This window comes from Streptomyces sp. NPDC087270, from assembly GCF_044744625.1.
Classification (GTDB): domain Bacteria; phylum Actinomycetota; class Actinomycetes; order Streptomycetales; family Streptomycetaceae; genus Actinacidiphila.
In genome coordinates this window covers 57,052-81,871 of record NZ_JBIUYR010000009.1, presented here as the reverse complement: position 1 = coordinate 81,871, position 24,820 = coordinate 57,052, and the positions used below count along the sequence as shown (strand labels likewise).

The window sequence follows — 24,820 nt, the reverse complement described above, 5'->3', positions numbered from 1 at the left end:
CCCGCCAAGCCTGAGGCGGGACCCGCCAAGCCTGAGGCGGGACCCGCCAAGCCTGAGGCGGGGCCCGCCGATCGGAGGGCGGGGCGCCGCCGCACCGCGACCGGGCTCGCCCTGGCCGCCCTGCCGCTGGCGTTCTTCGCCGCCTTCTTCGCCTACCCGGTGGCGTCCATCGTCGGCCGGGGCCTGCACCCGGGCGGCCACTGGCGGCTGGGCCGGATCGGCGACGTGCTCGGCGACGGCTCGGTACGGCACGTGCTGTGGTTCACCTGCTGGCAGGCCGGCGCGTCCACCGCGCTGACCCTCGCGGTCGCGCTGCCCGGCGCGTACGCCTTCGCCCGGCTGGACTTCCCCGGCAAGCGGCTGCTGCGGGCGGTGGTCACCGTGCCGTTCGTGCTGCCGACCGTCGTCGCCGGCTCGGCGTTCCTCGCGCTGCTCGGGCAGGGCGGCTTCACCGACAGCCTCTTCGGCGTACGCCTGGACACCTCCGTGTGGGCGATCCTGATCGCGCACGTCTTCTTCAACTACGCCGTGGTCGTCCGCACCGTCGGCGGCCTGTGGGCGCAACTCGACCCGCGCCAGGAGGAGGCCGCCCGCATGCTCGGCGCGGGCCGCCTCGCCGCCTGGCGCCGCGTCACCCTGCCGGCCCTCGCCCCCTCCGTCGCGTCGGCCGCGGTGATGGTCTTCCTGTTCACCTTCACCTCCTTCGGCGTGATCCAGATCCTCGGCGGCCCCACCCGCGCCACCCTGGAGGTCGAGATCTACCGGGAGACCGCCGAGATCTTCGACCTGCCCACCGCGGCCGTGCTCACCCTGCTCCAACTCGTCGCGGTCGTCGCGATCCTGGCCGTGCATGCCTGGACGGCCCGCCGCCGCGAGTCCGCGCTGCGGCTGGTCGACCCGGCCGGCACCGCGCACCGCCCGCGCGGCGCGGGCGAACGGATGCTGCTCGCCGCCGTCCTCGGGTCGATCGCGCTGCTGATCCTGCTGCCGCTCGGCGTGCTCGCGGCCCGCTCCCTCGACGGCCCGAACGGCTACGGCTTCGCCTTCTACCGCGCGCTCGGCTCCACCAGCGCCGACGGGACCTTCCTCGTCTCACCGCTGCACACGGTCTGGAACTCGCTGCGCTTCGCCGCCGCCGCGACCGTCATCGCCCTGCTGGTCGGCGGGCTGGCCGCAGCCGCGCTCACCCGCCGCAGCGGGCGGCTGATGCGCGGCTTCGACGGGCTGCTGATGCTGCCGCTGGGCACCTCCGCGGTCACGGTCGGCTTCGGCTTCCTGATCACGCTCGACAAGCCGCCGCTCGACCTGCGCGACTCCTGGCTGCTGGTGCCGCTCGCACAGGCGCTGGTCGGCGCGCCGTTCGTGGTACGGGTGATGCTGCCGGTGCTGCGGGCGGTCGACGAGCGGCTGCGGGAGGCCGCCGCGGTGCTCGGCGCGTCCCCGCTACGGGTCTGGCGCGAGGTCGAACTGCCCCTGGTCGGACGGGCGCTGGGCATCGCGGCCGGGTTCGCGTTCGCGGTGTCGCTCGGCGAGTTCGGCGCCACGGTCTTCATCGCCCGGCCCGACAGCCCCACCCTCCCGGTGGCCGTCTCCCGCCTGCTCGGCCGGGCCGGCGAGATGAACTACGGCCAGGCGATGGCCCTGAGCACCATCCTGATGGTGGTCTGCGCGGCCAGCCTGCTGATCCTGGAGTACCCGCTGTCCGGGCGTACGACGCCGCGCCGTAAGGACGCGCCGCGCCGTAAGGACGTGCCGGGCGGTAAGGACGTAACGGCCGCCGCGCAGGGCCTGGCTGCGGCTCCGCGGGCCACCGCATCCCGCACGGCGCCCGAAGCTCCCGCCGTGCTCGAGGCCCCCGCTACCCCTGCCCGCTCGGAGAGCCCACGATGACCGATGCCCTGCTGAGCCTGGACGCCGCCACCGTACGGTTCGGGGCGCGCACCGCACTGGACGCGGTGAGCCTGGACGCGGCCGCGCACGAGATCGTCTGCGTGCTCGGGCCCAGCGGCAGCGGCAAGTCCACGCTGCTGCGCGCGGTCGCCGGGCTGCAGCCGCTCGACGGGGGCCGGGTGCTGCTGGACGGCGCCGACCAGGCGGGTGTGCCCGCGCACCGCCGCGGGGTCGGGCTGATGTTCCAGGACCACCAGCTCTTCCCGCAGCGCGACGTCGGCGGCAACGTGGCGTTCGGGCCGCGCATGCACAAGATGCCGCGCGAGGCCCGGGACCGGCGGACCGCCGAACTCCTCGACCTGGTCGGCCTGCCCGGGGCCGCCACCCGCCCGGTCGCCACGCTCTCCGGTGGCGAGCAGCAGCGGGTCGCCCTGGCCCGTGCGCTCGCGCCCGAGCCGCGCCTGCTGATGCTCGACGAGCCGCTGGGCCAGCTCGACCGTTCCCTGCGCGAGCGACTCGTGGTCGAACTGCGCCGTTTGTTCGGGCAGTTGGGCACCACCGTGCTGGCCGTCACCCACGACCAGGGTGAGGCGTTCGCGCTCGCCGACCGGGTGGTGGTGATGCGGGACGGGCGGATCGAGCGCAGCGGCACCCCGCTGGAGGTGTGGCAGCGGCCCGGCTCCGAGTTCGTGGCCCGCTTCCTCGGGTTCGACAACATCACCGGGGGCACGGTCAGCGGCGCCGTCGCCGTCACCGCCTGGGGCGAACTGCCCGTCCCGGACGGGACCCCCGACGGCGAGCACCTGATCCTCGTCCGGCCCTCCGGGGTGCGGCTCGGCCCGCCCGACACCGCCGGGCTGCCCTGCGAGGTCACCTCCCGGACCTTCCGGGGCGGCCACGTCGGCGTCATGCTCCGGCCCGAGCGCGGCCCCGCCCTCGAAGCGGAGTGCGCCCTGCGCGAGGCCCCGGAACTCGGGGCGTCCGTGGGTGCCTCGTTCGAGGCCGCGGACGTCGTCGTGCTCAGCCCTGCGGGAGGCTGAGCCGGTCCGCCCGTCCTGCCCGGTCCCGTAGGTTCCCGGACCGTCCGCCGGTGGTGGGCCGGTCGCGCAGTTCCCCGGGCCCCCGTTGACGGCTGCTCGCCATCGTGGTCCGCACGGACAGGGGCGCTGGGGGCACCTTCCAGGCGAAGCTCTGGCGGGCCGGGTGCTCTTACGCGGAACCCAGGCGTTCCAGGGCCGCCGGGACATCGTCCACGCTGTCCACGAGGGCGACCCGTCCCCCCATCGAACGGCCCGCCGCCAAGGCGTTGAGCAGCGGCCAGACCGGCAACTCGTCCGTCCAGTACGCATGGTCCACCAGCACCATCGGCGCGGGCTCGCCGTGCGAACCGTAGTAGTTCGCGGTGGCCGCGTCGAAGACCTCCTGGACGGTGCCGGCGGCGCCCGGGAGGAAGACCGCGCCGGCCGAGCAGCGCGAGAGCAGGCCGTCCTCACGGGTGGCGTTCGCGAAGAACTTCGCGATGTGCGCGGCGAAGGCGTTGGGCGGCTCGTGTCCGTAGAACCAGGTCGGCAGGCCGTAGGACGGCCCGCCGTCCGGCCAGCGGTCGCGTACCTCGAAGGCCGTCGACGCCCAGGCGTCGACGGACGGGCTGAAGGAGGGGGTGCCGGCCAGCACGTCGAGCGCCTTGCCGAGCATGACGTCGTCGTACGCGGCCGCGTACGCCCCGAAGTTGGCCGCCTCCATCGCGCCGGGCCCGCCACCGGTCGCCACCGTCAGCCCGGACTCCGCCAGCGACCGGCCCAGCCGCGCGGCGCCCGCGTACGCCTCCGTGCCGCGCTCCATCGCGTGCCCGCCCATCACCCCCACGACCCGCGCGCCGCCGAGCCGTTCGTCCAGCACGTCGGAGACCGCGTCGTCGTGGATGGAGCGCAGCATCGAGGCGAACACGTCGCCCTCCGCGGAGGTCCGCAGCCACCACTCGTACGTCAGCGCGTCCGGCGTCGCGGCGTACCCGCCCTCGGCGAGGTCCGCGTACAGCTCCTCGGGCCGGTAGGGCGCCGCGCGGTACGGGTCGAACGGCAGGCCGGGCACCGGCGGGAAGACCAGCGCGCCGCCGGCCCGTACGTGCGCCAGGGCCTGCGGCTCCATCGGGCAGCCGAGGAACACCGCCTCCGACGTGTCGGTCACCAGCAGCGCGAAGGTCCGCGAGGTGAGGTCCACGGCCCGCACCCGGCAGTCCGCGAACGACCCGCCGAGCGCGACCGCGTCGAACTCCTCCAGCGTCTCCACCCCGCGGGCCCGGTGGATGGGCTCGGGTGCCGCGTCCGAGGGCTCCTTCGGCGGCTCCGGCGGGCCCGGCGGACGGCGGGCGCCGCGCGTGGGGCGGGGCAGCCGCGGATGGGGCGGATGGGGCGAATCGGGGGGAGTAGGCGCTGGCACGCGAGCACGATAGCGCGCTCAGGTGTGCGCCGGGCCGTGGCGAAGGAGGACCTCTGCGTCGCGCTGTTGACGCGGCGCCGCGCGGATGACCGCAGGCGGCGCCGCGTCATGTGCCCGGCGATCCGGGATACGGCGCTACGGCGTCGGGGACAGCGCCGCGACCAGCAGCGTGGGCACCAGGAAGGCGACCACCAGGGCGCCCGTGCGCACGGCCGCCGAGGCGCGCAGCATGGTGGCGGGCACCGCCAGCTCGCGGAGCGCGGCGGTGGTGGAGGCGCGCTCGGTGCGGGACTCCATGGCGGCCACCGCGGTCGAGGCCAGCACGCACACGCAGACCAGCGTCGCCGCGAACGTGGTCACCGGGCCCAGCGTCCGGCCGTTGTGCTGGTGCAGGCCGTATCCGGACAGCGCCACGGCCGCGGTCGCCGAGAGCAGGCCGAGCGGGCGGCCGAGCCGGCGCGCCTCGTGCTGGAGGCCGCGGCCGGACAGCAGCCGCAGCCCGCCCGGCCGGTACGCGGCGATCAGCCGCCCGCAGCCGTAGACCAGTCCCGGTCCCGCCAGCACCAGGCCCGCCGCGGTCAGCACCCAGCCGCCGACCGCGGCCGGGGCCATCGAGCCGAGCCCGCTGGGCAGCGGGAAGCTGTGCCCGTCGGGCGCCGTCACCTCGATCGCCAGACCCACGGCGACCAGCGCGACCCCCCACGGCAGCCCGCCCGGCATGTCCTCGGCGGACTTGCCTTCGGCCCGCAGCCGCGCCGCGCTCGCGACACCGGCGGTCAGCGGGACCAGCGCGAGCAGCGTCACCGCGCCGGCCGGCGGCAGGCTCCGGCCCGCCGCGAGCAGCCCGGGCCCGACGCCGTGGTACGGCACGCCCGTCACGTCGCCGCGCAGTTGGAGGAAGGCGAGCAGGGCCAGCACGCTGCCGAACGCGCTCACCACGGTCACCGTCGCCGCGGTCAGCAGCACCACGCCGTTGCGGCCGAGACCGACCGCGGCGAGGCCGGCCCGGGGCCACCCGCCGGACTGCGCGCGGCCCACCGCGACCGCGAGCTGCACGGTGACCACGAGGGGGACGACGCACCAGCCGAGCCGCGCGACCGCGTCCGACGTCCCGCCCTTCGGGTGGGCCAGCGCCCAGCCGAGGGCTGCCAGCAGGAGCAGGCCGCTGCCGCACGACGCGAGCGCCACCAGGGCCCATCGGCCCAGCGCGGCGGGCCGGGCCCCGCGCAGCAGCCGCAGGCTCAGCACGAGCCGCTCCGCGCCGCGACGCCGCCGTGCCCGCCCGGGTGTGCGCCGGGGGCGCTCATACGGTCGCCGGGCGGGGCGCGGACAGGTCCTGGTCCTGATCCTGGGCAGCAGTTCCGGCGCGGCCGTCGGCGAAGGGGATGACGCGGTCGGCGTGCGCGGCGATGTCGGGGTCGCTGGTGGCCAGGACGACGGTGATGCCGTGCGTGCGGGCCGCGCTGGTGAGGGTGCGCAGGACGTGGGCGCGGTCGTTGCGGTGCAGCGGGGCGGTCGGCTCGTCGGCGAAGACCACCGCCGGTCCGGTGACCAACGCCCTTGCCACGGCGACCCGTTGGCGCTTCGCGGCGGGCAGCCCGGTCGGGCGCCGGCGGGCGATGTCGCCGATGTCCAAGCGGTCCAGCCACTCACAGGCGGCGGCCCGGGCGGTCCTGCTGCTCTCGCCGCGCAGCAGCAGCGGCAGCGCGGCGTTCTCCCAGACGTTCAGCTCGGGCAGCAGCTGCGGGTCGGCGCCGATCCAGCCGAAGCGGTCGCGGCGCAGCCGCTCCCGGGCGGTCTCGGGCAGCGTGTGCACGGGGCCGCTGTTGAACCACACCTCGCCCTCGTCCGGGACGAGCTGCCCGGAAAGGCAGCGCAGCAGGGTCGACTTCCCCGAGCCGCGCGGACCGGCGAGCGCGAGGATCTCCCCGGCCCGCACGCTCACGGACACGCCGAGCAGCGCGGGCGAGCCCTGGTAGGAGTGGCGCAGGGCGCGAGCCCAGAGCACGTCGTTGTCGGGCGGGGCCTCCATGCCGTACCTCCGCGGATTGCGAGTTCACTCGGCCAACGAGCCCGGCGCCTGTCCGGTCACTCCCCGGCACGGTATGCATCCGACCCCAGCGAATCCTTGCAGGCGCAGCGGCGAACCCCCCGATCGGCCGAGCGCCCCCCGCCCGGCCCTGCGGCCCCCTACCGGAAGCAGGGCGCCCTACAGGGGCGCGGGGAACTGCGCGATCAGCCACCGCCGTGCCGCGCCGGGCCCGCGGGCCCAGCCCTCGCGGCGGGGCGCCCTACAGGGGCGCGGGGAACTGCGCGACCAGCCACCGCCGTGGCGCGCCAGGCCCGCAGGTCCAGCCCTCGCGGCGGGATCGCCGGACCACCGGCTGGTCGCGCAGTTCCTCCCCAAGAGCCTCGCCTGGGAGTCCCCAGGGCCCCTCACGGGTGAACGTCCTCCGCGAAAGTGCCCAGCGCCCCTGGGCACCGCCGCCCGCCAGGGCACCCCCGCCCCGGGGAGGGGGCGCCGTCAGAGTTTGGTCCAGGCCGTCCGCAGGACATCGCGGAGGATGTCCTCGATCTCATCGAAAAGCGGCTGCTCCGAGATGAGCGGCGGGGCGAGCTGGATGACGGGGTCACCACGGTCGTCCGCGCGGCAGTAGAGCCCGTTGTCGAAGAGCGCCTTGGACAGGAAGCCGTACAGGACGCGCTCGGTCTCCTCGTCGGTGAACGTCTCCTTCGTCGCCTTGTCCTTGACGAGTTCGATGCCGTAGAAGAAGCCGTTGCCGCGTACGTCGCCGACGATCGGGAGGTCGCTCAGCTTGTCGAGGGTGGCGCGGAAGGCGGCCTCGTGGTCGAGCACGTGCTGGTTGAGCCCTTCGCGCTCGAAGATGTCGAGGTTGGTGAGGGCCACGGCGGCGGAGACCGGGTGGCCGGCGAAGGTGTAGCCGTGCAGGAAGGTGTTGTCGCCGCGGTAGAACGGCTCGGCCAGCCGGTCGGAGATGATGCACGCGCCGATCGGGGAGTACCCGGAGGTCATGCCCTTGGCGCAGGTGATCATGTCGGGGACGTAGTCGAACTTGTCGCAGGCGAACATCGTGCCCAGCCGCCCGAACGCGCAGATCACCTCGTCGGAGACGAGCAGGACGTCGTACCGGTCGCAGATCTCGCGGACCCGCTGGAAGTAGCCGGGCGGCGGCGGGAAGCAGCCGCCGGCGTTCTGCACCGGTTCGAGGAAGACCGCGGCGACCGTCTCGGGGCCTTCGAAGACGATCTCCTGCTCGATCTGGTCGGCGGCCCAGCGGCCGAACGCCTCCGGGTCGTCGCCGTGGATCGGGGCGCGGTAGATGTTGGTGTTGGGCACCTTGCGGGCGCCGGGCACCAGCGGTTCGAACGGGGCCTTGAGCGCGGGCAGTCCGGTGATCGACAGCGCGCCCTGCGGGGTGCCGTGGTAGGCGACCGCACGCGAGATCACCTTGTACTTGGTGTGGTTGCCGGTGAGCTTGTGGTACTGCTTCGCCAGCTTCCAGGCGGTCTCCACCGCCTCGCCGCCGCCGGTGGTGAAGAAGACCTTGTTGAGGTCCCCGGGGGCGTATCCGGCCAGCCGCTCGGCGAGTTCGACCGCCTTGGGGTGGGCGTAGCTCCAGATCGGGAAGAAGGCCAGCTCCTGCGCCTGCTTGTAGGCGGTCTCGGCCAGTTCGTGCCGCCCGTGCCCGGCCTGCACCACGAACAGCCCGGACAGGCCGTCGATGTAGCGCTTGCCGTGCGCGTCGTAGATGGAGGAGCCCTCGCCGCGGACGATGGTCGGCACCGGGGCGTCCTGGTAGTCCGACATGCGGGTGAAGTGCATCCACAGGTGGTCGTACGCGGACTTCGACAGATCAGGCTGATCGGCGTTCGGAGCGGTCATGGCTATCTGGTTCCCCAGGTGTAGGTCTGCTTGCGGAGCTTGAGGTAGACGAAGGTCTCGGTGGAGCGGACGCCCGGCAGCGCGCGGATGCGCTTGTTGATCATCTCCAGCAGGTGGTCGTCGTCCTCGCAGACGATCTCCACCAGCAGGTCGAAGGAGCCGGCGGTGAGCACGACGTACTCGACCTCGTCGAGGGCCGCGAGCGCGTCGGCGACCGGTTCGAGGTCGCCCTCGACGTTGACGCCGACCATCGCCTGGCGGCGGAAGCCCACGGTGAGCGGGTCGGTCACCGCGACGATCTGCATCACGCCCTGGTCGAGCAGTTTCTGCACCCGCTGGCGCACCGCGGCCTCCGACAGCCCCACGGCCTTGCCGATCGCCGCGTACGGGCGGCGCCCGTCCTCCTGGAGCTGTTCGATGATCGCCTTCGACACCGCGTCGATCGAGGCGGAAGCGCCGTTCATGTCACGAGTGGCCACGCGCACCACTGTGCAGGAGAGGTCGACGGTCCCGCAAGCCCTTCACGATGAATTCCGTTGTGTTAAGCCTTCTGTAACACCGAATCGGTTGTTCTGGCCGGGCGGGTGTGTCGAATACGGCAGTTCTGGCGCTAAGCTGGGCAGCGTCTCACCCCATGGACATGGACCAGAAGGACCAGGGAGCAAGCGCCGTGACCGAACTCCGTACTCTGCGCAACCACATCGACGGAGAATTCCGCGACGCCGCCGACGGGCGTACCACCGAGGTGGTCAGCCCGGTCACCGGGCGGGCGTACGCGACCGCTCCGCTGTCCGGCCAGGCCGACGTCGACGCGGCGATGGCCGCCGCCAAGGCCGCCTTCCCGGGCTGGCGCGACACCACTCCCGCCGAGCGGCAGAAGGCGCTGCTCAAGATCGCCGACGCGATCGAGGCGCGCGCCGACGAGCTGGTCGCGGTGGAGAGCGAGAACACCGGCAAGCCGCTCGCGCTGACCGCGAGCGAGGAGGTCCCGCCGATGGTGGACCAGATCCGGTTCTTCGCCGGCGCCGCCCGGATGCTGGAGGGCCGCTCGGCCGGCGAGTACATGGAGGGCCTGACCTCCATCGTGCGGCGCGAGCCGGTCGGGGTGTGCGCGCAGGTCGCGCCCTGGAACTACCCGATGATGATGGCGGTGTGGAAGTTCGCCCCGGCGATCGCGGCGGGCAACACCGTGGTGCTCAAGCCGTCCGACACCACCCCGGCCTCCACGGTGCTGCTCGCCGAGATCATCGCCGGCGTCCTGCCCAAGGGCGTCTTCAACGTGGTGTGCGGCGACCGTGACACCGGCCGGCTGATGGTCGAGCACCCGGTGCCGGCGATGGCGTCCATCACCGGCTCGGTACGGGCCGGCATCGAGGTCGCCGGGTCCGCCGCCAAGGACGTCAAGCGGGTGCACCTGGAGCTGGGCGGCAAGGCCCCCGTGGTGGTCTTCGACGACCTCGACAGCGCGGCGCTGGCCAAGGCCGCCGAGGACATCGCGGTCGCCGGCTTCTTCAACGCCGGCCAGGACTGCACCGCCGCCTGCCGGGTGCTGGTGCAGGAAGGCGTGCGCGAGGAGTTCACCGCGGCGCTGGCCAAGGCCGCCGCCGGCACCAGGACCGGCCTGCCCGACGACGAGGACGTGCTCTTCGGCCCGCTCAACAACGCCAACCAGCTCGCGCAGGTCACCGGCTTCATCGAGCGGCTGCCCGCGCACGCCAAGGTCGAGGCGGGCGGCCACCGGGTCGGTGAGGAGGGCTACTTCTACGCGCCCACCGTCGTCTCCGGGCTGCTGCAGGACGACGAGGCCGTGCAGCGCGAGGTGTTCGGCCCGGTCATCACCGTGCAGTCGTTCACCGACGAGGAGCAGGCCGTCACCTGGGCCAACGACGTGGACTACGGCCTGGCCTCCTCGGTGTGGACCAAGGACCACGGCCGGGCGATGCGGATGTCCAAGAAGCTGGACTTCGGCTGCGTGTGGATCAACACCCACATCCCGCTGGTCGCCGAGATGCCGCACGGCGGGTTCAAGCAGTCCGGCTACGGCAAGGACCTGTCCGCGTACGGCTTCGAGGACTACACCCGGATCAAGCACGTCATGACGTCGCTGGAGGCGTGAGCAGGCGGTAGTGCCGTGACCGCACCGGTCCGGCCGTCATCCCGGTAATACGGGGGGCCGGGCCGGGGCGGGCCGAGGAAGGCCGCCCGCTCGGGCACCGGCCCGCGTTCACCCGGCCCGCGTTCACCCGTTCCGCGCCCCCGGCGGGCCGCCGACCACCCCGGTCCTGGCGGCGGCCCGTCGCAGGTGCGGCAGCACCCGCGCCAGGGGCACCGTGGACGGCACGGTGACGCCCAGCGCGGCGGCCACCCTGCCCTCCTCCGTACGCAGCGGCACCGCCGCGGCCACCTCGCCGAGCCGGAACTCCTCCTTGGCCAGCGCGAATCCGGCCTGCCGTATCCGCCGCAACTCCCGCTCCAGCGGCCCACCCGCCGGACGGGTGTGGGCGGTGAAGCGCTCCGTCGGGCCGACCGGGGCCGGCGGGCCCCAGGCGAGCAGCACCTTGCCGAGCGCGGTGGCGTGCAGCGGCAACCGGTCCGCCCCGCCGCCCGCGCCCGGGCCCGCGCCCTCCAGCACCAGCGCGGTGCCGCGCTCCAGCACGGCCACCTCGGCCCGGCCGCCGGTGGCGGTGGCGAGGTCCCGCAGCGGCTCGCGGGTCACCGCGCGCAGGCGGTGCGGGCACGGTGAGGTCCCGCCGATCGCCCACAGCCGGGTGCCGAGCCGGTACGAACCGTCGGCGAACCGCTCCAGGCCGCCCCACGCCACGAGTTCGCGCACCAGACGCAGGGCGGTGGGCGCGGGCAGGTCCGCGCGCCGCGCGATCTCGCTGAGCCGCAGACCGCCGTCGGGTGCCCGGCCGGTCCCCGTCCGCTGCGTGAACGCGTCGAGCACCGCCAGCAGCTTCGCGGACACGGTGCGCCCCGGGGTACGGGAGTTGCCGGACATCTCATTCGCCCTTCGCCGACTCGGCCGGGGGTACCCCCGCTTCCAGGGCGGAAGCGGCTTCCACCAGGCGGCCTCCACCAAGCGGCCTCCACCGGGCGGACCTCCCCCCGGGCAAGGCTTCCACCGGCCGCCTTCCACTGGGTGGAATGCGGCGCTGGCCGCCGAGCGCGCCCGCCCGCCACCCTCAACACCATGAACCTGGACCTGACTTCCGACCAGCTGCTGTCCACCACCCGCGCGGTACGGCTGCGGCTCGACCTCGACCGCCCGGTGCCGCGGCACCTGCTGGAGGAGTGCGTCGACCTGGCCGTCCAGGCGCCGACCGGCCGAAACCGGCAGCGCTGGCACTTCGTGATCGTCACCGACGAGGACAAGCGCCGCGAGGTCGCCGACATCTGGCGGGCCAGCGCGGCCGCGCCCGGCGACGCCGAGCCGCTGACCGCCCGCGACGTCCGGCGCGCCAACGTGGCGTCCGGCCGGATGGCGCGGGTCGGCGCCGGCTTCGCCCACCTCCACGCGAACCTGCACCGGGTGCCGGCACTGGTCGTCCCGTACGTGGAAGGACGCACCGACGGCGCCTCCGTGGAACGCCAGGCCGGCACCTGGGGCTCGATCCTCCCCGCCGTGTGGAGCTTCATGCTCGCCGCCCGGGAACGCGGCCTCGGCTCCTGCTGGACCACTGGCGGCCTGGCGTACGAGCGCGAGCTGTCCCGGGCGCTGGGCGTGCCGTACGAGCGGCTGATGCAGGCGGCGTTCATCCCCGTCGCCTACACGATCGGCACCGAATTCCGGCCGGCCCGGCGGGTGCCGCGTGCGGAGGTGCTGCACTGGCAGGGGTGGTGAGGCCGGGCGGTCAGGCGGGCCGGGACGCCACGCGCAGCAGCGCGTCCAGCCGGTTGCTGGTGATGGCGTCCACCCCGGCCGCGACCAGGCGGGACATCGAGCGCTGCCAGTCCGCGGTCCAGGCGGCGACCAGCAGGCCGCGGTCGTGCGCCCAGGCGACGGTGGCCGGATTCGCCAGCCCGAAGCGGAGGTTGAGCCAGCGCGGGCCGAGGCCGTCGATCAGCGAGTCGGCGGGGCGCGCGGAGGTCGTCCAGGTCATGGCGACCTCGGCCGACGGCTCCAGGGCGCGCACCTCGCGCATCGCGGCCAGCTCGCCGCAGTAGTAGACCCGGTCGGCCGCGCCCGCCTCCCGCACCGCGGTGATCGCCGCGGCCGCCTGCGGGACCTCGGTGAGGTCGATCAGCATCCGGGCCGGACCGGGCCGCCGAAGGAGTTCGGCGAGCGCGTCCGCGAAGGCCGGCACGCCGCCGCCGGTGGCCTCGGCCACCTCGTCGTAGGTCAGCGAGGTCACCGGCGCAGGGCGCCCCCACAGCCGCTCCAGGGTCGCGTCGTGCAGCAGCACCGGCACGCCGTCCCGGGTGAGGCGGACGTCCACCTCGACGACGTCGGCGCCCTTGTGCAGGGCGGAGCGCACCGAGGGCAGGGTGTTCTCGCGGTGTACGTAAGGGTCGCCCCTATGGGCGACGACCGTTACCCGGTGTCCAGGGCGCGGGGCCATGGCGTCAGCTCCGCGCGGCGGGGACGCCGGTGCCGCCGGTGGCGGCGTCGCCGGACGCGGCGGTGTACGCGTCGATCTCCGCCGCCAGCCGCGCCTTGCCCGCCGGGTCGAGGAACGACGCGTGCACCGCGTTCTTCGCCAGGTCCGCGAGGCCCGCCCGGTCCAGCTCCAGCAGCCGGGCGGCGACCGCGTACTCCGTGTTCAGGTCGGTGCCGAACATCGGCGGGTCGTCGCTGTTGACGGTGACCAGGACACCGGCCTCGACCATCCGCCGGATCGGGTGCTCCTCCAGCGTGGGCACCACCCGGGTGGCGATGTTGGAGGTCGGGCAGACCTCCAGCGGGATGCGGTGCTCGGCGAGGTGGTCCAGCAGCCGGGGGTCCTGAACCGCGCTGGTGCCGTGGCCGATCCGCTCCGCGCCCAGGACGTCCAGCGCGTCCCAGATCGTCTGCGGGCCGGTGGCCTCCCCGGCGTGCGGCACGCTGTGCAGCCCGGCCGCCCTGGCCCGGTCGAAGTACGGCTTGAACTGCGGCCGCGGCACCCCGATCTCGGGCCCGCCGAGCCCGAAGGAGACCAGGCCCTCCGGCCGCAGGTCCACCGCCAGGTGCGCGGTCTCCTCGGCCGACTCCAGGCCCGCCTCGCCGGGGATGTCGAAGCACCAGCGCAGCACCACGCCCAACTCCGCCTCCGCGGCCTTGCGGGCGTCCTCGATCGCCTCCATGAACGCCTGCGCGGGGATGCCCCGACGGGTCGAGGAGTACGGCGTCACGGTCAGCTCGGCGTAGCGGATCTGCTGCCGGGACATGTCCCGCGCCACCTCGTAGGTCAGCAGCCGCACGTCCTCGGCGTCCCTGATCAGGTCCACCACGGACAGGTAGACCTGGATGAAGTGCGCGAAGTCCTTGAAGGTGAAGTACTCGGCGAGCGCGGCCGGGTCGGAGGGCACCTTGGAGTCCGGGTGCCGGGCGGCCAGTTCGGAGACGATCCGCGGCGAGGCGGAGCCCACGTGGTGGACGTGCAGCTCGGCCTTCGGCAGCCCGGCGATGAAGGAGTCAAGACCGGCGCCGGCGGCGGGGACGGCGGCGGGGGAGGGGCCGGGGACGGTCTCGGGCATGCGGGGTTCCTCCGGAGGGGCGTGCGGGACGGGCCGGCGCGCGGCCGGTGCCGTTCATCGTAATGCGCCCCGCCCCCGGGTACGGGTCCGGCCGGCGCGGGGCGCAGCGAAAGGTCGGAGCACAGATTTCGTCGATTAACCAAAAGGCAACAACGGAATCCCTTGTTGGAGGCGGTCGGCTCTGCCAGGATCAGCCATCAATCCAGGCTTTGACCACGCTGGTACATGGATTCGCGACCCCGGCGGGGCGCCCCGGCCACCCCTGGCCGGTCCTCCCGGCCGGCCCCCGGCCACCCGCCCGGCGCCACCCGGCCGATCCCTCGGAAGGGCACCACCCATGGAGCTGTTCGAGACCCTCACACCGCCCCAGCGCGCCGCCATGGCGCGCAGCATGACCAGCGGACGAGGAGCGCTCGCCCGCCGTTCGCTGCTGCGGGCCGCCGGGCTCGGCGCGGTCGCCACCGTCGGCCTCACCGGCTGCGGCATCCCCGCGGCCGGCCGCAAGGGCGACACCGTCTCCACCGACCACTCGGCGCAGGAGAAGGTGGTCGACTTCTCCAACTGGACCGAGTACATCGACGTCACCGACGACGGCAAGCACCATCCGACCCTCGACGCCTTCACCAAGCGCACCGGGATCAAGGTCAAGTACACCGAGGACATCAACGACAACGTCGAGTTCTTCGGCAAGATCAAGCCGCAGCTCGCCGCGGGCCAGGACACCGGCCGCGACCTGATGGTGCTCACCGACTGGCTGGCCGGCCGGATGATCCGGCTCGGCTGGGTGCAGCAACTCGACTCCGCGAACCTGCCGCACGCCTACGCCAACCTGGAACAGCGCTTCCGCAGCCCCGAGTGGGACCCCGGCCGTGCCTACTCCTATCCCTGGCAGGGCATCGCCACCTGTATCGCCTACAACAAGAAGGCCACCGGCGGGCGGAAGATCAGCTCCGTCTCCCAACTCCTCGACGACAGCTCGCTCAAGGGCAAGGTCGCCATGCTCTCCGAGATGCGCGACACCATCGGGATGACCCTGCTCGACATGGGCGAGCTGCCCGAGAAGGTCACCGACGACACCTTCGACGCGGCCGTCGCCCGCATCCAGAAGGCCGTCGACAGCCAGCAGATCCGGAAGTTCACCGGCAACGACTACACCGACGGCCTCAGCAAGGGCGACATCGCCGCCTGCCTGGCCTGGGCCGGCGACCTGGTCCAACTGCGCCTCGACGACCCCGACATCGAGTACGTCTTCCCCGACTCGGGCTTCCTGTCGTCCACCGACAACCTGCTGATCCCCGACAAGGCCCGGCACAAGACGAACGCGGAACGGCTGATCGACTACTACTACGAGCCCGCGGTCGCCGCGCAGGTCTCGGCGTACATCAACTACGTGTGCCCGGTCGCCGGGGTGAAGCCGTACCTGGCGAAGATCGACCCGAAGCTGGCGAGCAACCCGCTGATCATCCCCGACGCGGCCATGGACGCCAAGGGCCACGACTTCCGCTCGCTCACCGACGCCCAGGACGCGCGGTACGAGGACAAGTTCTCCAAGCTCATCGGCGCCTGACCCCGGCCTGCTCCCGCACCCCCCGAGGACAACCCATGACGACCCCCAGCACGAGCACAGCGAAGTCCGCCGACGCCGCCGTCCGCCTCACCGGGATCAGCAAGTCCTACGGCGCCTTCACCGCCGTCCACCCGCTCGAACTGGCGGTGCCGGCCGGCTCGTTCTTCGCGCTGCTCGGCGCGTCCGGCTGCGGCAAGACCACCACCCTGCGGATGATCGCCGGCCTGGAGACGCCCAGCACCGGCGCGGTGCACCTGGGCGGCCAGGACGTCACCGCGCTGCCGCCGTACAAGCGCCCGGTCAACACCGTCTTCCAGAACTACGCGCTCTTCCCGCACCTGGACGTCTACGAGAACGTGGCGTTCGGGCTGCGCCGGCGCGGCATCAAGCCGGTGAAGAAGCAGGTCGGCGAGATGCTCGAACTGGTGCAGCTCGGCCCGCTGGCCCGGCGCCGGCCGCACCAGCTCTCCGGCGGCCAGCAGCAGCGCGTCGCGGTGGCCCGCGCGCTGATCAACCAGCCGAAGGTGCTGCTGCTCGACGAGCCGCTCGGCGCGCTCGACCTGAAGCTGCGCCGCCAGATGCAGCTCGAACTCAAGCGCATCCAGACCGAGGTGGGCATCACCTTCATCCACGTCACCCACGACCAGGAGGAGGCCATGACGATGGCCGACACCGTCGCGGTGATGAACGCCGGCCGGGTCGAGCAGATGGGCGCGCCCGCCGACCTCTACGAGAACCCCTCCTCCACCTTCGTGGCGAACTTCCTCGGCACCTCCAACCTGATCGAGGCCGAGGTCACCGGCGTCGCCGACGGCACCCTCACGCTCACCCGCGCCGGGCAGGAACTGGCGCTGCCCGCCGCCCGCTGCCGTACCGAGGCGGCCCGCGGCGACCGGGTGCTGGCCGGGGTCCGCCCGGAGAAGATCACCCTCGTGCACCGCGACGACGCGGCCGGCGTGCCCGCCGGCCGGAACCGGATATCCGGCCGGATCGTGGACTCCAGCTTCATCGGCGTGTCCACCCAGTACGTGGTCGACAGCCCGGTCGGCGCCGACCTGGAAGTCTTCGTGCCGAACGTGGAGCGCGACGCCCGGCTGGTGCCCGGCGCGCCGGTCGTCCTGCACTGGAACCCCGAGCACACCTTCGGTCTCGACGCGGGACAGGACATCGGCGCCGGCCTGGACGCGGGGCTGGACGACGCGGCCGGCGACGGCAGGACCGGCGGCGCCGAGTCGCGGGCCGGCGGCACCGACCGCACCGAGTCCGCCGAGGGGGCCGCCGTATGACCGCCGCCACCGAACCCCTGCCGCCGCCCGCCGCCGCGGCGCCCCGGCCGCCCAAGGCGCTGCGCCGGGCCGCCGCCCGCCGGCGCCGGGTTCCGTACCTGCTGCTGCTGGCCGGGGTGGCCTGGCTGCTGGTCTTCTTCGTCGCCCCGATGGTCTACCAGGCGTCCACCTCGGTGCAGACCGGCACCCTGGAGGACGGCTTCAAGGTCACCTGGCACTTCGCCACCTACTGGGACGCGCTGAGCGAGTACTGGCCGCACTTCGTGCGCTCCCTGGTCTACGCCGGCATCGCCACCGTGCTGTGCCTGGTGATCGGCTACCCGCTGGCGTACACCATCGCCTTCCGGGCCGGGCGGTGGCGCAACGTGCTGCTGATCCTGGTGATCGCGCCGTTCTTCACCAGCTTCCTGATCCGCACCCTCGCCTGGGAGACGATCCTCGCCGACCAGGGGCCGGTGGTGTCCTTCCTCAACGACGTCCACCTGCTCGACGTGACGTCCTGGCTGCGGATCACCCAGGGCGACCGGGTGCTGGCCACCCCGCTTGCCGTGGTGTGCGGCCTGACCTACAACTTCCTGCCGTTCATGATCCTGCCGCTGTACACCTCGCTCGAGCGGGTCGACGGCCGGCTGCACGAAGCGGCCGGCGACCTGTACGCCACCCCGTTCACCGTCTTCCGCAAGGTGACCTTCCCGCTGTCGATGCCCGGGGTGGTGGCGGGCACCCTGCTGACCTTCATCCCCGCCTCCGGGGACTACATCAACGCCGAGTTGCTGGGCTCCACCAACCAGCAGATGATCGGCAACGTCATCGAGTCGCAGTTCCTGCGGGTGCTCGACTACCCGACGGCCGCCGCCCTCTCGTTCCTCCTGATGGCCGTCATCCTCGCCGTCGTCACCCTCTACATCCGCCGGGCCGGAACGGAGGAGCTGGTCTGATGCGCCTGATCCGCCGGCTGCGCGCCAACCTCGTGGTGATCGCGGGCGTCCTCGCCCTCGGCTACCTCATCCTGCCGAACCTGGTGGTGCTCGCCTTCTCCTTCAACAAGCCCAAGAGCCGCTTCAACTACACCTGGAACCAGTTCTCCACCGACGCCTGGCAGCACCCCTGCGGCGTCGCCGGCATGTGCGGCTCGCTCACCCTCAGCCTGAAGATCGCGGTCTACGCCACCCTCGCCGCCACCGTGCTCGGCACCATGACCGCCTTCGCGCTCGCCCGCTACCGCTTCCGCGGCCGGGCCGCCACCAACATGCTGATCTTCCTGCCGATGGCGATGCCCGAGGTGGTGATGGGCGCCTCGCTCGGCACCCTCTTCCTCAACATGCGCATCCAGTTCGGCTTCTGGACCATCCTCATCGCGCACATCATGTTCTGCCTGAGCTTCGTGGTGACCGCGGTCAAGGCCCGCGTGATGAGCATGGACCCGCGGCTGGAGCAGGCCGCGCAGGACCTCTACGCCACCCCGACGCAGACCTTCCTGCGGGTCACGCTGCCGCTGGCCGCACCCGGCATCGCGGCCGGCGCGCTGCTGTCGTTCGCGCTGTCCTTCGACGACTACATCATCACCAGCTTCAACGCCGGCAACAGCGTCACCTTCCCGATGTTCGTCTGGGGCTCGGCGCAGCGCGGCACCCCGGTGCAGGTCAACGTGATCGGCACCGCCATGTTCGTGCTCGCGGTGCTGCTGGTGCTGGCCGGGCAGCTGGTCGGGGGCCGCAGGAAGGCGCGTGGCTGACATGGACCCGGCCCGCGCGCTCGCCGCCGCCCGCCCGCTGCCGTACTGGCTCGACGACCCGGCCCGGCCGGACGCCGAACCGGCCCTGGCCGGCGCCGAGCACTGCGACCTGCTGGTGATCGGCGGCGGCTACAGCGGGCTGTGGACGGCGCTGCTGGCGAAGGAGCGCGACCCGGACCGGGACGTGGTGCTGGTCGAGGGCGGCCGGATCGGCGCGGCCGCCTCCGGCCGCAACGGCGGCTTCTGCGCGGCCAGCCTCACCCACGGCACCGCCAACGGACTGGCGCGCTGGCCCGAGGAGTTCGCGACCCTCCAGGCGCTCGGCGAGCGCAACCTCGACGCCATCGAGGCCGCCGTCGCACGCTACGGCCTGGACTGCGAGTTCGAGCGGACCGGCGAGATCGACGTGGCCACCGCCGACCACCAGGTCGAGGAGTTGCGCGAGGCCCACGCCACCGCCGTGCGGCACGGCCTGGACCTGGAACTGCTCGACCGCGACCAGGTGCGCGCCGAGGTCGACTCGCCCACCTTCCGCGCCGGCCTGTACGACCGGAGCGGCGTCGCGCTGGTCCACCCGGCCAAGCTCGCCTGGGGCCTGAAGCGCGCCGCCACCCGGGCGGGCGTGCGGATTCACGAGCACACCCCCGCCACGGCCCTGGTCCGGCACGGCGCCGCGCTCGCCGTGCGCACCCCGTACGGCAGGGTGCTCGCCCACCATGTGGCCCTGGGCTCCGGCGTGTTCCCCTCCCTGCTGCGCCGCACCCGGCACCACACCGTGCCGGTCTACGACTACGCCCTGACCACCGAACCCCTCACCGCCGACCAGCGCGCCGCGATCGGCTGGCGCGGTCGGCAGGGCCTGGGCGACAGCGCCAACCGCTTCCACTACTTCCGGCTGACCGCCGACGGCCGCGTGCTGTGGGGCGGTTACGACGCGATCTACCCGCGCGGCGGCCGGATGAGCGCCGCGTACGACCACCGCCCGGAGACGTACCTGCGGCTGGCCCGGCACTTCTTCGCCTGCTTCCCGCAGTTGGAGGGGGTGCGGTTCAGCCACGCCTGGGGCGGCGCGATCGACACCTGCACCCGCTTCTCGGCGTTCTTCGGCACGGCGTACGGCGGGCGGGTCGCGTACGCGGCCGGGTACACCGGACTCGGCGTCGGCGCCACGCGGTTCGGCGCCGAGGTGATGCTCGACCTGCTGGCCGGGCGGCCCACCGAGCGCACCGCGCTCACCATGGTGCGCGAGCGCCCGCTGCCCTTCCCGCCCGAGCCGCTGGCCACCGCTGGGATCGGGCTGACCCAGTGGTCGCTGGCCCGCGCCGACCGCGCGCGGGGGCGGCGCAACCTGTGGCTGCGCGCCCTGGACCGGGCCGGTCTTGGCTTCGACTCGTGAGCGGCCCGCACCCGGCCCGCGCCGCCCCGGCTGTGAGCCGGATCACTACCAATGGGTAGCGAAACCCGCGTAATGATCCGGCCCCACCCCTGTCTCTCGTGTGACGGCAGACGCGTCACACGAGAGACGGAGGGGGCCCACGATGGCCGACACGGGCGCGAAGAGCGCGGTGGAGTGGCTGGCTTCGGTAGCGGACGACCCGCGGGGGTGCAGGTGGGAGTGGGAGCGCAGCGCGCTCGGGGTGGCGCTGCTGCCCGCCGGGCGGCAGTGGGACGTGCTGATCCTGCCCGGCAGGATCGGCTACCCCACGCTCGACGTGCTGACCCGGCTGATGGGCCGGACCGGCCCGGTGCTCGCCGACTTCGGCGACGCCCGGATGGGGTTCTTCGTGCCGCCGGGCACCGCCGCCCGCTGGCTCGGCACCGGGGTGCGGGGGGCCGGGCGCGGCACCTGGATCGTGGTGCCCTACCCCGGCCGGCCGACCGGGGGAGTGCGCTGGCTGGTCCCCCCGGACGGCTCCGGGCACCTCACCGACCCGGTGGTGCTGGAACTGGCGATGCACGAGGCGGCCGCCCAGCTCGCCGGCGGGTAGGTCCCGGGCCCTCCGGCCCGGCCCGGGTGCTTGTGGCACCCCGCCGCCCGTGGCGACACTGGCGGCAGACGACGACGGAAGGGTTCACCCCGTGACGACCTCGCACCTCACCCACTGGATCGCCGGCCGCGCCTGGACGGGCACCGCCGAGCGGCACGGCGACGTCTACGACCCGGCCACCGGCCGCATCACCGCGCAGGTGGACTTCGCCGGACCCGAGGTCGTGGACGAGGCGGTCGGCGCCGCCGTCGACGCCTTCCGCGAGTGGCGGAACACCTCCGTGGCCAAGCGCACCGGAGTGCTCTTCGCCTTCCGCGAGCTGCTCAACGCCCGGCGTGACGAACTGGCCGCGCTGATCGTCTCCGAGCACGGCAAGGTGCACTCCGACGCGCTCGGCGAGGTGGCCCGCGGCCTCGAAGTCGTCGAGTACGCCTGCGGCATCCCGCAACTGGCCAAGGGCAGCTACACCGAGCAGGCGTCCACCGGCGTCGACGTCTACTCGCTGCGCCAGCCGCTCGGCCCGGTCGCGATCATCTCGCCCTTCAACTTCCCCGCCATGGTGCCGATGTGGTTCTTCCCGCTCGCCATCGCCACCGGCAACACCGTGGTCGTCAAGCCGTCGGAGAAGGACCCGTCCGCCGCGAACTTCCTCGCCGGGCTGTGGCGCGAAGCCGGGCTGCCCGACGGGGTGTTCAACGTCGTGCACGGCGACAAGGCGGCCGTCGACCGGCTGCTGGAGCACCCCGACATCAAGGCGGTCTCCTTCGTCGGCTCCACCCCCGTGGCCCGCCACGTCTACGAGACCGGCACCCGCCACGGCAAGCGCGTCCAGGCCCTGGGCGGCGCCAAGAACCACATGCTGGTGCTGCCCGACGCCGACCTGGACCTCGCCGCCGACGCGGCCGTCAACGCCGGCTACGGCGCCGCGGGCGAGCGCTGCATGGCGGTGTCCGTGCTGGTCGCGGTCGACCCGGTCGGCGACGACCTGGTGGCGCGGATCAAGCAGCGCATCGCCACCCTCACCGTCGGCCCCGGCTCGGCGCCCGGCTCGGCGATGGGCCCGCTCGTCACCGGCGCGCACCGCGACAAGGTCACCGCCTACCTCGACGCCGGCACCGCCGACGGCGCCGTCCTCGCCACCGACGGCCGCAAGCACGCGATCGACGGCGACCCCGGCGGCTTCTGGCTCGGCCCGACCCTCTTCGACCACGTCCGCCCGGGCATGTCCGTGTACGACGACGAGATCTTCGGCCCGGTGCTCTCCGTGGTCCGCGTGCCCAGCTACGACGCGGGCCTGGCTCTGATCAACGCCAACCCGTACGGGAACGGCACCGCGCTGTTCACCTGCGACGGCGGCGCCGCCCGGCGCTTCCAGCACGAGGTGGAGGTGGGCATGGTCGGCATCAACGTGCCGATCCCGGTGCCGGTCGCGTACTACTCCTTCGGCGGATGGAAGTCCTCGCTGTTCGGCGACGCGCACGCCTACGGCGAGGACGGGGTGCGGTTCTTCACCCGCGGCAAGGCGGTCACGCAGCGGTGGCCCGACCCTTCGCACGCGGGCCTGAACCTGGGCTTCCCGACCAACTCCTGACCCCCCACCGACCCCGCGGGCGACGCTCAGACCCCGTCGTGGCCCGCGCGGGCGCCGTCCTCCGTGGCGTCGCCGCCCGTGCCGTCCCCGTCCGCATCCCCGTCCGCCTCCTCGTCCCTGCCGCCGCCGCGGCCGGCCGCCCCCGGCACCAGCCGCGCGGCCGCCGCGGCCGACAGCAGCGCCACCGCCAGGCACCAGCTCGCCAGCACGTCCAGCGGCCAGTGGAAGTCGCACCACACCAGCGCCACGCCCACCAGCAGCGCCAGCAGCACGGTGCCCGCGGCCAGCAGCGCGCGCACCGCCGTACGCCGGACGAACGGCAGCAGCACCAGCGCGGCCAGTCCGAACGCCATGGAGGACGTCGCGGTGTGCCCGGAGGGGAAGTAGCCGTAGTTCGGGTCGGCGTGCACCCGGCCGGGCGCCGGGCGGTCCACCCCCGACTTCACCGCACCCACCAGCACCGGCAGCAGGCACATCGCCAGCGCCGCCGCGCCCGGCGGCACCCACCAGCGCGGCAGCCCCGCCCGGCGCCCCAGACGGGCGGCCAGGACCAGCGCGACCAGCAGCACCGGCACGGCCACCGCGATGTCGCCGAGGTCGCACAGCAGGTGGGCGAGCCGGTCGTAGCCGGGATGCGCGGCGGCCGTGCGCCGTACGTCGCGCAGTAGCCGCCCGTCGTCGGTGACCAGCCGGCCGCCGGCCGACACCTGCCAGGTCAGCAGGCAGAAGGCGGTGACGGCGAGCGTGAAGACGGTGAGCAGCGCGAAGAGCGCCCGGAAAGGAGTCAGCCGCCCCGGAACAGGGGGGAGAGTTCCGGGGCGGCCAGGGCGATCGCCGTACCGTCCGTCCCGGGGGGTTTGGGACGAACGGCCAGCCGATCGGCGAGGATTGCCGGAGCCAAAGGTTCCGGCTGCTTCGTGCGCGAGGGCACTGCTGCGCCGGTGATGGGGATTCATCGGCGCGGTGTCGCCCGCGGCCTCCTCGCTGGGATTCGGCCACGTGCGGGGTGTTCCTCGGAAACCGTACGTCACAGGCGGCTCATCAGGGTCGTCGATCACCCGTCCGCCATCAGGCTCGCACACCTTCTTCACGACCCCGTCCCCCGTGTCGCACGGTTCACATCCGTCACACGGCCCGCCTGGTGTTCACACGCCGGCGAGGGCCTCCTCGATGATGTCCAGGCCCTCGTTCAACAGATCCTCGCCGATCACCAGGGGCGGCAGGAAGCGCAACACGTTTCCGTAGGTGCCGCACGTCAGCACGACCAGGCCGGCCGCGTGGCACGCCTTGGCGACCGCGCCGGTCACCGCCGGGTTCGGCTCCTTCGTGCCCGGCTGCACCAGCTCGACCGCGATCATCGCACCCCGGCCGCGCACCTCCCCGATCACCGGGAACTTCTCCTGCATCGCCCGCAGCCGCGGCGTCATCACCTCGCCGATCCGCCGCGCCCGCGCCGGCAGGTCCAGCTCCCGCATCGTCTCGATCGCGCCGAGCGCGGCCGCGCACGCCACCGGGTTGCCGCCGTAGGTGCCGCCCAGGCCACCGGAGTGCGCCGCGTCCATGATCTCCGCGCGGCCGGTCACCGCCGCCAGCGGCAGCCCGCCCGCGATGCCCTTCGCTGTGGTGATCAGGTCCGGCACCACGCCCTCGTCCTCGCACGCGAACCACTGCCCGGTCCGGCAGAAGCCGGTCTGGATCTCGTCCGCCACGAACACGATGCCGTTGTCCTTCGCGAACTGCGCCATCCGCGGCAGGAAGCCCTTCGCCGGCTCGATGAAACCGCCCTCGCCCGCGATCGGCTCGATCACGATCGCGGCCACGTGGTCGGCGCCGATCTGCTTGGTGATCATGTCGATCGCCTGCGCCGCGGCCTCCTCCGCCGCGTGCTCGGGCCCGGTCAGCCAGCGGTACCCGTACGCCAGCGGCACCCGGTACACCTCCGGCGCGAACGGCCCGAAGCCCTCCTTGTACGGCATGTTCTTCGCGGTCAGCGCCATCGTGAGGTTGGTCCGGCCGTGGTAGCCGTGGTCGAACACCACCACCGCGGGGCGCTTGGTGTACGACCGGGCGATCTTCACCGCGTTCTCCACCGCCTCGGCGCCGGAGTTGAACAGCGCGGACTTCTTCGCGTGGTCGCCCGGCGTGAGCCGCGCCAGCTCCTCGCACACCTCCACGTAACCCTCGTACGGGGTGACCATGAAGCAGGTGTGGGTGAAGTCGGCGAGCTGCGCCGAGGCGCGCCGCACCACGGCTTCCGCGCTGTTGCCGACCGACGTCACGGCGATGCCGGAGCCGAAGTCGATCAGCCGGTTGCCGTCCACGTCCTCCACGACGCCGCCGCCCGCGCGGGCCACGAACACCGGCAGCGTCACCCCCACCCCGTCGGCCACCGCGGCCGACTTCCGGGCCGCCAACTCCCGCGACTTCGGTCCTGGTACTTCCGTGACGAGCCTGCGCTCCTGCGGCACTTCGGTCATGACGGGCGCTCTCCTTACTTACGCTCTGACGCTGTTACGGCAACGTGGCGACGTCTTCCGTGGTCTTCTGTGGTCTTCCGAGTCCTCCCGGAGGGTAGGCCGGGCCCCGGCGCACCCGCATACGCCGATAGGTAACACTGCCGCCCGCGGTTTCGCCGGTTCGGACAGTGCGGGCGGCGGTGCCGTAATACGCCAAGATCCTTTTGCCGGCGTAGCGGCTCGACTACATTGTGCGCATCGGCGGTGATGGAGGGGCGAGGGGCAGGC

21 protein-coding genes are annotated in these 24,820 nt (G+C 73.4%); 11 read left to right on the top strand and 10 right to left on the bottom strand.

The window, feature by feature from the left end:
* The first annotated feature begins 111 nt into the window (after positions 1 to 111).
* On the top strand, positions 112 to 1,890 hold the full coding sequence (locus ACIPAE_RS19245; RefSeq protein WP_402446898.1) for an ABC transporter permease: 1,779 nt from the start codon (positions 112 to 114) through the stop codon (positions 1,888 to 1,890).
* Positions 1,887 to 2,930 carry an ABC transporter ATP-binding protein gene (locus ACIPAE_RS19240; protein WP_402446590.1) on the top strand — a complete coding sequence of 348 codons (1,044 nt, stop codon included), beginning with the start codon at positions 1,887 to 1,889 and terminating at the stop codon, positions 2,928 to 2,930. The genes ACIPAE_RS19245 and ACIPAE_RS19240 overlap by 4 nt, the downstream gene beginning before the upstream one ends.
* Before the next feature lie 169 nt (positions 2,931 to 3,099).
* Here the strand turns inward: ACIPAE_RS19240 and ACIPAE_RS19235 are convergent, their stop codons facing one another.
* The 5 genes from ACIPAE_RS19235 to ACIPAE_RS19215 all read right to left on the bottom strand — a co-directional run bounded on the left by ACIPAE_RS19235 (position 3,100) and on the right by ACIPAE_RS19215 (position 8,697).
* Positions 3,100 to 4,197, bottom strand: a complete 1,098-nt coding sequence (locus ACIPAE_RS19235; RefSeq protein ID WP_402446896.1) for an LOG family protein — start codon at positions 4,195 to 4,197, stop codon at positions 3,100 to 3,102.
* A 267-nt stretch (positions 4,198 to 4,464) separates the two neighbouring features.
* On the bottom strand, positions 4,465 to 5,577 hold the full coding sequence (locus ACIPAE_RS19230) for a hypothetical protein (protein ID WP_328470052.1): 1,113 nt from the start codon (positions 5,575 to 5,577) through the stop codon (positions 4,465 to 4,467).
* Between the two features lie 55 nt (positions 5,578 to 5,632).
* Complete coding sequence (locus ACIPAE_RS19225; RefSeq protein WP_328470054.1) at positions 5,633 to 6,361, bottom strand: ATP-binding cassette domain-containing protein; 729 nt, start codon at positions 6,359 to 6,361, stop codon at positions 5,633 to 5,635.
* Positions 6,362 to 6,853: 492 nt separating this feature from the next.
* The gene (locus ACIPAE_RS19220; protein ID WP_328470056.1) at positions 6,854 to 8,233 is read right to left on the bottom strand and encodes an aspartate aminotransferase family protein; all 1,380 of its coding nucleotides are present in this window, start codon (positions 8,231 to 8,233) and stop codon (positions 6,854 to 6,856) included.
* A gap of 2 nt (positions 8,234 to 8,235) precedes the next feature.
* Positions 8,236 to 8,697 (bottom strand): Lrp/AsnC family transcriptional regulator, encoded by a 462-nt coding sequence (locus tag ACIPAE_RS19215; protein ID WP_329373841.1) that lies wholly within the window; start codon positions 8,695 to 8,697, stop codon positions 8,236 to 8,238.
* A gap of 206 nt (positions 8,698 to 8,903) precedes the next feature.
* On the opposite strand from ACIPAE_RS19215, the gene ACIPAE_RS19210 reads away from it, so the two are divergent.
* Entirely contained in the window at positions 8,904 to 10,349 is a 1,446-nt protein-coding gene (locus ACIPAE_RS19210; RefSeq protein ID WP_366413221.1) for a gamma-aminobutyraldehyde dehydrogenase, read from the top strand.
* Between the two features lie 123 nt (positions 10,350 to 10,472).
* Here the strand turns inward: ACIPAE_RS19210 and ACIPAE_RS19205 are convergent, their stop codons facing one another.
* Positions 10,473 to 11,234, bottom strand: a complete 762-nt coding sequence (locus ACIPAE_RS19205) for an IclR family transcriptional regulator (RefSeq protein WP_402446586.1) — start codon at positions 11,232 to 11,234, stop codon at positions 10,473 to 10,475.
* A gap of 192 nt (positions 11,235 to 11,426) precedes the next feature.
* Here ACIPAE_RS19205 and ACIPAE_RS19200 point away from each other — a divergent pair, with 192 nt between their 5' ends.
* Positions 11,427 to 12,077: a nitroreductase family protein gene (locus ACIPAE_RS19200; RefSeq protein WP_329364159.1), complete on the top strand. Its 651-nt coding sequence runs from the start codon at positions 11,427 to 11,429 to the stop codon at positions 12,075 to 12,077.
* A gap of 10 nt (positions 12,078 to 12,087) precedes the next feature.
* On the opposite strand, the gene ACIPAE_RS19195 is transcribed toward ACIPAE_RS19200, so the two are convergent.
* Together ACIPAE_RS19195 and ACIPAE_RS19190 are read right to left on the bottom strand one after the other, a co-directional pair.
* Positions 12,088 to 12,795: a glycerophosphodiester phosphodiesterase gene (locus tag ACIPAE_RS19195; RefSeq protein ID WP_402446582.1), complete on the bottom strand. Its 708-nt coding sequence runs from the start codon at positions 12,793 to 12,795 to the stop codon at positions 12,088 to 12,090.
* Positions 12,796 to 12,799: 4 nt separating this feature from the next.
* A complete protein-coding gene (locus ACIPAE_RS19190) occupies positions 12,800 to 13,909 on the bottom strand; it encodes an adenosine deaminase (protein ID WP_402446580.1) in 1,110 nt (369 codons plus the stop codon).
* 337 nt (positions 13,910 to 14,246) lie between these two features.
* Here ACIPAE_RS19190 and ACIPAE_RS19185 point away from each other — a divergent pair, with 337 nt between their 5' ends.
* The 7 genes from ACIPAE_RS19185 (at position 14,247) to ACIPAE_RS19155 (ending at position 22,076) form a co-directional block, all read left to right on the top strand.
* On the top strand, positions 14,247 to 15,476 hold the full coding sequence (locus ACIPAE_RS19185; RefSeq protein ID WP_328470068.1) for an extracellular solute-binding protein: 1,230 nt from the start codon (positions 14,247 to 14,249) through the stop codon (positions 15,474 to 15,476).
* 35 nt (positions 15,477 to 15,511) lie between these two features.
* Complete coding sequence (locus ACIPAE_RS19180; RefSeq protein WP_402446577.1) at positions 15,512 to 16,762, top strand: ABC transporter ATP-binding protein; 1,251 nt, start codon at positions 15,512 to 15,514, stop codon at positions 16,760 to 16,762.
* On the top strand, positions 16,759 to 17,700 hold the full coding sequence (locus tag ACIPAE_RS19175; protein WP_329364148.1) for an ABC transporter permease: 942 nt from the start codon (positions 16,759 to 16,761) through the stop codon (positions 17,698 to 17,700). Before ACIPAE_RS19180 ends, ACIPAE_RS19175 begins: the two co-directional genes overlap by 4 nt.
* The gene (locus ACIPAE_RS19170; RefSeq protein WP_329364146.1) at positions 17,700 to 18,497 is read left to right on the top strand and encodes an ABC transporter permease; all 798 of its coding nucleotides are present in this window, start codon (positions 17,700 to 17,702) and stop codon (positions 18,495 to 18,497) included. The genes ACIPAE_RS19175 and ACIPAE_RS19170 overlap by 1 nt, the downstream gene beginning before the upstream one ends.
* Before the next feature lies 1 nt (position 18,498).
* A complete protein-coding gene (locus ACIPAE_RS19165; protein ID WP_402446893.1) occupies positions 18,499 to 19,893 on the top strand; it encodes an NAD(P)/FAD-dependent oxidoreductase in 1,395 nt (464 codons plus the stop codon).
* 142 nt (positions 19,894 to 20,035) lie between these two features.
* Positions 20,036 to 20,485 carry a hypothetical protein gene (locus ACIPAE_RS19160; protein WP_329364144.1) on the top strand — a complete coding sequence of 150 codons (450 nt, stop codon included), beginning with the start codon at positions 20,036 to 20,038 and terminating at the stop codon, positions 20,483 to 20,485.
* 91 nt (positions 20,486 to 20,576) lie between these two features.
* On the top strand, positions 20,577 to 22,076 hold the full coding sequence (locus ACIPAE_RS19155; RefSeq protein ID WP_329364142.1) for a CoA-acylating methylmalonate-semialdehyde dehydrogenase: 1,500 nt from the start codon (positions 20,577 to 20,579) through the stop codon (positions 22,074 to 22,076).
* Positions 22,077 to 22,102: 26 nt separating this feature from the next.
* Here the strand turns inward: ACIPAE_RS19155 and ACIPAE_RS19150 are convergent, their stop codons facing one another.
* Together ACIPAE_RS19150 and gabT are read right to left on the bottom strand one after the other, a co-directional pair.
* Positions 22,103 to 22,783 (bottom strand): phosphatase PAP2 family protein, encoded by a 681-nt coding sequence (locus tag ACIPAE_RS19150; RefSeq protein WP_402446574.1) that lies wholly within the window; start codon positions 22,781 to 22,783, stop codon positions 22,103 to 22,105.
* 438 nt (positions 22,784 to 23,221) lie between these two features.
* Complete coding sequence (gabT, locus tag ACIPAE_RS19145; RefSeq protein WP_328470080.1) at positions 23,222 to 24,553, bottom strand: 4-aminobutyrate--2-oxoglutarate transaminase; 1,332 nt, start codon at positions 24,551 to 24,553, stop codon at positions 23,222 to 23,224.
* Between the last annotated feature and the right edge of the window lie 267 nt (positions 24,554 to 24,820).